This is a genomic window from Thermosyntropha lipolytica DSM 11003, from assembly GCF_900129805.1.
GTDB classification, from domain to species: domain Bacteria; phylum Bacillota; class Syntrophomonadia; order Syntrophomonadales; family Syntrophomonadaceae; genus Thermosyntropha; species Thermosyntropha lipolytica.
This window is the reverse complement of the sequence record NZ_FQWY01000076.1, coordinates 1-2,303: the sequence shown is the minus strand read 5'-3', so window position 1 is coordinate 2,303 and position 2,303 is coordinate 1. Positions and strand designations below refer to the sequence as shown.

Below are 2,303 nucleotides of genomic sequence, written 5' to 3'. Positions count from 1 at the left end.
CCTGAATCTGCTTTCTCATATACCTCACATCTCCCTTAAATCAGAAAGAGATTGTCATCTTTAAACCCTGCCCGGAAATAATGCCATTTCCTGAGATTTTATGTATGCTTTTTCCATTATTTCTGTAAATTCTCCACTAATTCTCATTTTCCTGCAAAACAAAACGGGAACGGCGCTTTTGTGTTATTCAGCAATCCGTCCCCTTTTCCTGACTTTATCAGTTAACCCCTTAAAAAAGCCTGAAAACAGGCTTTCATAAAAATAAAAGTGGGCAAATTGTACCCACATCCAGTCTATCTGTCGAAATGTATTACTCTTTTTTTCAAAATACCAGGTCTGTTCTTTTGATCTGCCTGGCATCTGATTTTTTGCTCAGGTACCCTTAATTCAGGCTCTTCTTTAACTCCTCTATCCTCTCTACGGAAAGTCCGGTAAATTTGGCAATAAGTTTTATATCCAGTCCTTCCTTCAACGCATTTATCGCCGCCTCTTCTTTCCCTTTTTCTATCCCTTTCTCCATCCCTTCTCTCATCAATCTCTCCGCTAAGGTCATTAAATCCTCCCTCCTCTCAGGGAGTATGCCATTCAAAGCAAATTTTAATGTTTTTCTATGTTCTTCATTTCGCGCAAAGCATGAATATTAAGCAAAGGCATTCTCACAGGCGGATTAATTCCCGAAAGAGCCGTAAAAGCAAGTATATAGGAGCGGGATAAATGGGATAAAGTAGCTAATCCATTCAGTTCCAGCATATCCCTGAACTGCTCATAACTTATCTTCTTTTTATTTCCTTTAAAATGAGCCTCAGTTTCCAGTTTTATTTCCAGTATATTTTTCCTTCCGCTTTTAGCTTTTATCTCGATAAAAAGTTCCAGATCCCCATGATAAGCAGAATCGGATTCTTCCAAATTAAGTATATTATAATCCACATCTAGATGATAGGTTATCTTTTCCCCTTTATCCGGCACATGTTTTACCTTGAGGATTACATTTTTTATGGCACTGCTCTCTATTTGAAAATCAGCTTTTATTTTTTCCACATCCATAAAAACTACGCTCCTTTAGCCCATATGTTGATATCTGCAGACATATTAAAATCAGGCAAAATGACAGATTTATCCTTAATATCCCATTCCTCATTTCCTGCTTCAGGTGTTTCGTCAAATTTTACCGTAAATCTCCAGCCCATCTTTTGTGATATATCCCATAATTTTTCAATAGTTGGATTGTATTCTCCGCTTTCCAGTTTGGAAATCATGGCCTGAGATACTCCAAGCTTTTTAGCCAGCTGAGTCTGGGACAAATTGTTTTTTATGCGATAGTCCAGCAATTTGGCAGCAATAGAAAATAATATATCATCCAGTTCAAATCGCTTCTTTTCTTCATCCCCTGCCAGTCGCTCAATAATATCATAAGGGTTTTTTAATTCTATCCTTTTCATCATTTACTCACTCCATTTCCCGGCATTCTATATCCTTTAAACGTTTTATCGCTTCAGGGATCACATCCTGATAGCTGGTTCCTTTTTTGCCTTTACTTTTTTCGGAAAAAGCAAGCAAAAGAACTGCCTTTTCCTTACCATTAATATGCATAAAGGTAAAAAGAATTCTGATATTAAGCTTATTTTTAAAACGCATTGAATAGATAGCAAAGTCATCATCAATATGCTTCAATTGCTCAAAACTAGAATGGTGAACACTTTCCTTTTTAAATTGCTCTAATATCCTAAGATTAAAACGCAGTTTCCTGGCAAAATCCTTTGCTATTCCACTTCTGTTTATTAAGTCCATTACATCTTCTTCCCAGGCAGGATGTGCTATTATATATCCCGACTTATAAAATTTATCGATGTTTATTACCTTCTTAAAATGTTCTCCCATCTATCATTATCCCCTAGCCTGTATAAATTATAACCTATAAGTTATAATTTATACAGATTAAATTTTAAAAAGGCACAAAGACACAAGAAGACGGTTCTTTTGTGCTGTCCCGCATTTATACCGTCCCCCTGTACTTTTTAATTCAGCTTTTTCTTTAACTCCTCTATCCTCTCTACCGAAAGCCCGGTAAATTTGGCAATAAGTTTTACATCTAGTCCTTCCTTCAACGCATTTATCGCCGCTTCTTCTCTTCCCTTTTCTCTTCCTTCTCTCCTCAATCTTTCCGCTAAAGTCATTATATCTTCCCTCCTCTCAAGCCTTAATTCTCTCGCGTATTCCATCAGTTCCTCCAGATCTATATCTATTTTATTAAATACATATATAGTCGTCGCAATAAATAAATACTCATAATCCCCGGGTATATT

General features: G+C 36.4%; 4 protein-coding genes and 1 pseudogene. All 5 read right to left on the bottom strand.

Annotated features, from left to right (window positions below):
• Positions 1 to 382: 382 nt before the first annotated feature.
• On the bottom strand, positions 383 to 553 hold the full coding sequence (locus tag BUB92_RS11450; RefSeq protein ID WP_200774271.1) for a hypothetical protein: 171 nt from the start codon (positions 551 to 553) through the stop codon (positions 383 to 385).
• Between the two features lie 44 nt (positions 554 to 597).
• Positions 598 to 1,044, bottom strand: a complete 447-nt coding sequence (locus BUB92_RS10985) for a hypothetical protein (protein WP_073093598.1) — start codon at positions 1,042 to 1,044, stop codon at positions 598 to 600.
• 5 nt (positions 1,045 to 1,049) lie between these two features.
• The gene (locus BUB92_RS10980) at positions 1,050 to 1,442 is read right to left on the bottom strand and encodes a helix-turn-helix domain-containing protein (protein ID WP_073093596.1); all 393 of its coding nucleotides are present in this window, start codon (positions 1,440 to 1,442) and stop codon (positions 1,050 to 1,052) included.
• Positions 1,443 to 1,446: 4 nt separating this feature from the next.
• Positions 1,447 to 1,878 carry a hypothetical protein gene (locus BUB92_RS10975; RefSeq protein ID WP_073093594.1) on the bottom strand — a complete coding sequence of 144 codons (432 nt, stop codon included), beginning with the start codon at positions 1,876 to 1,878 and terminating at the stop codon, positions 1,447 to 1,449.
• 137 nt (positions 1,879 to 2,015) lie between these two features.
• Positions 2,016 to 2,303, bottom strand: a pseudogene (locus BUB92_RS11625) (hypothetical protein); the annotation flags it as partial.

What these genes read in the sequence shown, in the direction of transcription:
- BUB92_RS11450 (WP_200774271.1), bottom strand. Translation starts at nt 553, where the DNA reads ATGACCTTAGCGGAGAGATTGATGAGAGAAGGGATGGAGAAAGGGATA.
- BUB92_RS10985 (WP_073093598.1), bottom strand. Translation starts at nt 1,044, where the DNA reads ATGGATGTGGAAAAAATAAAAGCTGATTTTCAAATAGAGAGCAGTGCC.
- BUB92_RS10980 (WP_073093596.1), bottom strand. Translation starts at nt 1,442, where the DNA reads ATGATGAAAAGGATAGAATTAAAAAACCCTTATGATATTATTGAGCGA.
- BUB92_RS10975 (WP_073093594.1), bottom strand. Translation starts at nt 1,878, where the DNA reads ATGGGAGAACATTTTAAGAAGGTAATAAACATCGATAAATTTTATAAG.